Source organism: Bellilinea sp. (assembly GCF_034432615.1).
In the GTDB taxonomy this organism is placed as follows: Bacteria; Chloroflexota; Anaerolineae; order Anaerolineales; family Anaerolineaceae; genus Bellilinea.
This window is the reverse complement of the sequence record NZ_DAOUBL010000072.1, coordinates 1-5,081: the sequence shown is the minus strand read 5'-3', so window position 1 is coordinate 5,081 and position 5,081 is coordinate 1. Positions and strand designations below refer to the sequence as shown.

General features: G+C 55.0%; 4 protein-coding genes. 3 read left to right on the top strand and 1 reads right to left on the bottom strand.

Features of this window, described 5'->3' with window-relative positions; translation table 11 throughout:
- Window positions 1-1,291 (bottom strand): lysine 2,3-aminomutase (gene ablA / locus VAE48_RS03470; protein ID WP_322791925.1); only part of this gene is annotated, 1,291 nt, incomplete at its 3' end.
- A 304-nt stretch (window positions 1,292-1,595) separates the two neighbouring features.
- Here ablA and hrcA point away from each other — a divergent pair.
- From hrcA to dnaK, 3 genes are all read left to right on the top strand, one after another.
- Window positions 1,596-2,663, top strand: a complete 1,068-nt coding sequence (hrcA, locus tag VAE48_RS03465) for a heat-inducible transcriptional repressor HrcA (RefSeq protein ID WP_322791924.1) — start codon at window positions 1,596-1,598, stop codon at window positions 2,661-2,663.
- Window positions 2,660-3,262 carry a nucleotide exchange factor GrpE gene (locus VAE48_RS03460; protein ID WP_322791923.1) on the top strand — a complete coding sequence of 201 codons (603 nt, stop codon included), beginning with the start codon at window positions 2,660-2,662 and terminating at the stop codon, window positions 3,260-3,262. The genes hrcA and VAE48_RS03460 overlap by 4 nt, the downstream gene beginning before the upstream one ends.
- 64 nt (window positions 3,263-3,326) lie before the next feature.
- On the top strand, window positions 3,327-5,081 hold a 1,755-nt coding region (dnaK, locus tag VAE48_RS03455), incomplete at its 3' end, for a molecular chaperone DnaK (RefSeq protein WP_322791922.1).

Genomic DNA, 5,081 nt, shown 5'->3' with positions numbered 1-5,081 from the left:
CATTGGCGCGCAAACGGTGCAATCCTCCGCCGCGGTTGTGCAATGCATCAAAGCCCTCGGGTTTGATGAACATTTCTTCCCCATCCAGCAGGCCGGTAATTCCGGTCTGGCCCGGCTCCAACCGTTTGTTCTGGCAGTAGGGGCAGGTTTTGGGGTCGTGCGGTTTGTAGTCAATCGGTTCTTCGTAGGTGGTGATGTAGCCTTCGTAATTGCGCAGGATGATTTTATGATCGGACATGCTGACGAGATAATTGGGCATGACCGGGATTTTGCCTCCACCGCCCGGTGCATCTACCACATAGGTTGGCACGGCATAACCGGAGGTATGACCGCGCAAACCCTCAATGATTTCGATCCCTTTACCCACCGGTGTGCGAAAATGCCCGGCGCCATCCACCAGATCACACTGGTAAAGATAGTAAGGACGCACGCGAATACGCACCAGATCCTGCACCAGCTTGCGCTGAATGTGGACGCAATCGTTGACCCCTGCCAGCAACACGGATTGGTTGCCCAGCGGGACACCGGCGCGGCTGAGGCGGTCACAGGCATCCGCCAGTTCCTGTGTGATTTCGTTGGGGTGGTTGACGTGGATGTTCATCCAGACTGGATGGTATTTTGCGAGTGTATCACAAAAGTCATCGGTGATGCGCTGGGGCAGGAAAACCGGTACGCGGCTGCCGATACGGATGATTTCAATATGCGGAATTTCGCGTAAACGGCGGAGCAACTCATCCAGCAGTTTTGGCGCCAGCGTCAATGGGTCACCGCCGGAAAGCAGCACATCGCGCACCTGAGGGGTGTTCTTCAGGTACTCGATCTGCATTTCAAATTCAGCCCGAGAAAAGGTGGCAGTCGGATCGCCGACAATGCGGGAACGGGTGCAATAGCGGCAGTAAGAGGCGCACTGGGTGGTAACCAGCATCAGCACCCGGTCGGGGTAGCGATGCACCAGGCCGGGCACCGGAGAGTGGCGGTCTTCCGCCAGTGAGTCTTCCATCATGCCGGTGAAGGGGACAATTTCTTCGGCTTTGGGGATAACCTGCAAGCGAATCGGGTCGTTGGGGTCATCGGGGTTGATGAGTGAGGCAAAATAAGGGGTGATTTCCACCCGGAATAACCCCTGGGTGTTCAGCGCTTTGATTTCGCTGTCGGTCAGTTTGAAGAGTTTTTCAAAGTCTTCAACCGTGTTGAGACGGTTGCTCAACTGCCAGCGCCAGTCGTTCCATTTTTCGTCGGGAACATCCGCATACACCGGAGCGCGTTTGGAAGGGAAGGGGGTTTGGCTCATATTCGATCTCCTCTAAAATTTGGTAAATTATCAGGTGGACGGACGATATAAAATCAATAAAAAGATGGAGGACGGGGGATCGTGATCAGTGCGGTAGAAACCGGCGCAGTACGAAGGAACCAGATGGTGATTCATCACTTCTATTTTACGAGTAAAAAAGGGTCAGGTCAATCAAACCTGCGGGGATATAAGAATTCTATATGAAGTTGGTATGAATTCTTGACGATGATTGGTGGGCATGGTAAGATGATGTAATGGTCGGGTTTAGCACTCGAAGGGCGAGAGTGCTAAAAGAGGTTTGAAAATGCTGGAACTGACGGAAAGACAAAAATTTATCCTGACTCTGGTGATTCACGAGTACATCCGTACCGCCGCACCAGTTGGGTCGCAGGCATTGGTTGCCCGCTACCACCTCAACATCAGTTCCGCAACGGTGCGCAACGAAATGGCTGCACTGACCGAATACGGTTTGCTGCGCCAGCCGCACACCTCCGCCGGGCGGGTACCCACGGAGGAGGGTTACCGCTATTTTGTTTCGCGACTGATCCGTGCAACCGATTTACCGGATACCACTCGCCGCACGATCAGCCATCAGTTTTATCAAATGCGCCATGATGTCGAACAGTGGGTGCGCCTGGCGGCTTCGGTGCTGGCGCATCAGTCGCGGGCGGCTTCGCTGGTTACACCGCCACACCCCGAAAAGGCGCGCCTGAAGCATCTCGAGTTGATTGCCACGCGTGGGCGGCAGGTGTTGATGGTACTGGTGATGGTCGGCGGGGAAGTTCGTCAACGAATTTTGTCCTTGAACGAACCGGTGGCACAGGAATTGCTTTCCCAATCGGCCGACCGATTGACTCAACTGTTTCAGGGGCTGGACGTGGAATCCATCCGCGCACGAGGTTCGCAATTAAGCGGGCTGGATGCAGATGTCATCGGTTGGGTCATTGAGGATATGGTTGAAGCCAATTCCGAAGTGGCTGGTGAGGTGTATCTGGATGGTTTGACCAACGTGCTCGCCGAACCGGAATTCACCGGTTCAGAGGAAGCCCGCCGCGCCTTAAGAATTTTGGAAGAACGCTCGTTGCTGCAAGATCTGGCTGCCCGCACTGTCATGAGCAATAACGTGGGCGGCATTCAGGTATTGATCGGCGGCGAAGGAACATGGGATGAACTGCGACCGTGGTCCATTGTACTGGGGAGTTATGGCGCTCCCGGACTGGCAACCGGCACGCTGGGGGTTTTGGGCCCTTTGCGTATGTCCTATGGCAGGGCAATTTCCACGGTACGCTTTCTCTCCGGCTTGTTGAGTGATCTGGTGGCTGAAACGTTGTTAGACGAACCCTCGACTTATAAAGGAGAAAACCTCTCATGACCGAAGAAAAGAAAAAACGGACGCGACATGCTCATTCGCCGGCTGAAGAAACTGCCCAACCGCAGCAATCTGCTGCACAAACGGAAGAACCGGAATCAGCCGGGCAAAATGAACAGGTGTCCCTCATGGAGGATACCATCATGGGATTGCAGCAAGAACTGCAAAACGCACAGACTCAATGTAAAGAATATTTCGAGGGCTGGCAGCGGGAACGCGCCGACTTCATGAACTACAAAAAGCGCGTTGAACGCGATCAGGCTCAGCTTCATCAGATGATTACCGCCAACATCATTAAGAAATTTTTGGTGGTGCTGGATGATATGGAACGCGCCATCAGAAACCGGCCGGCCGATGCCGAACAGCAGGAATGGTGGAATGGCGTGGATCTGATCTACCGAAAACTGCAATCAATTCTGGAAGCCGAAGGGATTCAGCCGATTGCCGCAGCCGGTGATCCGTTCGACCCGAACCTGCACGAAGCCATTTCCCACGAGGAAAACGGCGAGGTGCAGAGCGGGCACATCATCGAAGTCGTACAACAGGGCTACCGCCTTGGCGACCGCATTGTGCGCCCGGCATTGGTGCGGGTGGCGCAGTAGCAGCCGCAAGTTGGCAGGCAGGTTGCAACGTTATATTTTAACATGACAAAATTTGGAGGAATCTATGGGAAAAATAGTCGGCATTGACCTCGGTACCACAAACTCGGTGGTGGCGGTCATGGTAGGCGGTGAGCCAACCGTAATCCCCTCTGCTGAAGGCGAACGGCTGGTGCCATCGGTGGTTGCAATCAATAAAAATGGCGAGCGGCTGGTTGGGCGGGCTGCCCGCAATCAGGCAATTGTCAATCCGGAAAATACCATTTTTTCGATCAAGCGCTTGATGGGGCGCAAGTATGACGACCCCGAAGTACAGCGCACCATGAGCCGGGTGCCGTACAAGATCACCAAAGCCCCCAACGGCGATGCCCGGGTAGTGATGGGCGGGCGCGAGTACTCACCGCCGGAGATTTCAGCAATGATTCTGGCCAAACTGAAAGCCGATGCCGAAGCCTTTTTGGGTGAGCCGGTGACTCAGGCGGTAATTACCGTGCCGGCCTACTTTAATGATGCTCAGCGCAATGCGACCAAAGATGCCGGAAAAATTGCCGGCCTGGAAGTTCTGCGCATCATCAATGAGCCGACTGCCTCGTCCCTGGCCTACGGACTGGACAAACGCAAGAACGAAGTGATTGCCGTGTATGATTTGGGCGGCGGCACTTTCGATATTTCCATTCTGGACGTGGGAGAAGGCGTCTTTCAGGTCAAGTCCACCAGCGGGGATACCTTCCTTGGCGGGGATGATTTTGACCTGCGCCTGATGGATCACCTGATTGAAGAGTTCAAGAAAGAAACCGGTATTGACCTGCGGCAGGATCGTCAGGCGCTGCAACGTTTGAAAGAAGCCTCCGAAAAAGCCAAGATCGAACTTTCAACCGTGATGCAAACCGAGATCAACCTGCCTTATATCACCGCGGATGCCACCGGTCCCAAGCATCTGGTCAAATCCATCACCCGCGCCAAACTGGAGCAGCTGACGGCCGATCTGGTTGAACGTTCGCTGGGTCCGGTGCGCCGCGCACTTTCGGATGCCGGTTTGAAGCCTGCGGATGTCAACGAGGTGGTGCTGGTGGGCGGCATGACCCGCATGCCGGCCGTGCAGGATGCCGTTCGCCGGGAATTTGGCAAGGAGCCCCACAAGGGTGTTAACCCGGATGAAGTGGTTGCGATTGGGGCGGCCATTCAGGCGGCGGTGTTAGGCGGTGAGGTCAAGGATGTGATTCTGGTGGATGTAACACCGCTGACCCTGTCGGTAGAGACGTTGGGTGGTGTGGCAACCCCGCTGGTCGAACGCAACTCGGCCATTCCTACCAGCAAAACGCAAATTTTCTCCACCGCTGCAGATGGTCAGACGCAGGTGGAGATTCATGTTGTGCAGGGTGAGCGCCCGATGGCTGCCGATAACAAATCGCTGGGTCGTTTCATTCTGGATGGCATTCCCCCGGCGCCGCGTGGTGTGCCCCAAATCGAAGTGACCTTTGATATTGATGCCAATGGCATTTTAACCGTCACCGCCAAGGATAAAGCCACGGGACGAAGTCAGCACATCACTATTACCGCATCCTCGGGTCTCTCCGAAGCGGAAATTGAGCGGATGCAGCGGGAAGCCGAAATGCACGCCGAAGAAGACCGCCTGCGCAAAGAACTGGTAGAGGCCCGCAACTATGCGGACAACACCCTCTACGCCGCCGAAAAAACCATGAAGGACTATGGCGATAAGGTATCTTCTGATGTGAAGGCACAGGTTGAGCAGGCTATGCAGCGTCTGAAGGATGTGATGCAGGATCCCGACCCGAATCGGATACGCGCTGCAACCGACGAG

What these genes read in the sequence shown, in the direction of transcription:
- hrcA (WP_322791924.1), top strand. Translation starts at nt 1,596, where the DNA reads ATGCTGGAACTGACGGAAAGACAAAAATTTATCCTGACTCTGGTGATT.
- VAE48_RS03460 (WP_322791923.1), top strand. Translation starts at nt 2,660, where the DNA reads ATGACCGAAGAAAAGAAAAAACGGACGCGACATGCTCATTCGCCGGCT.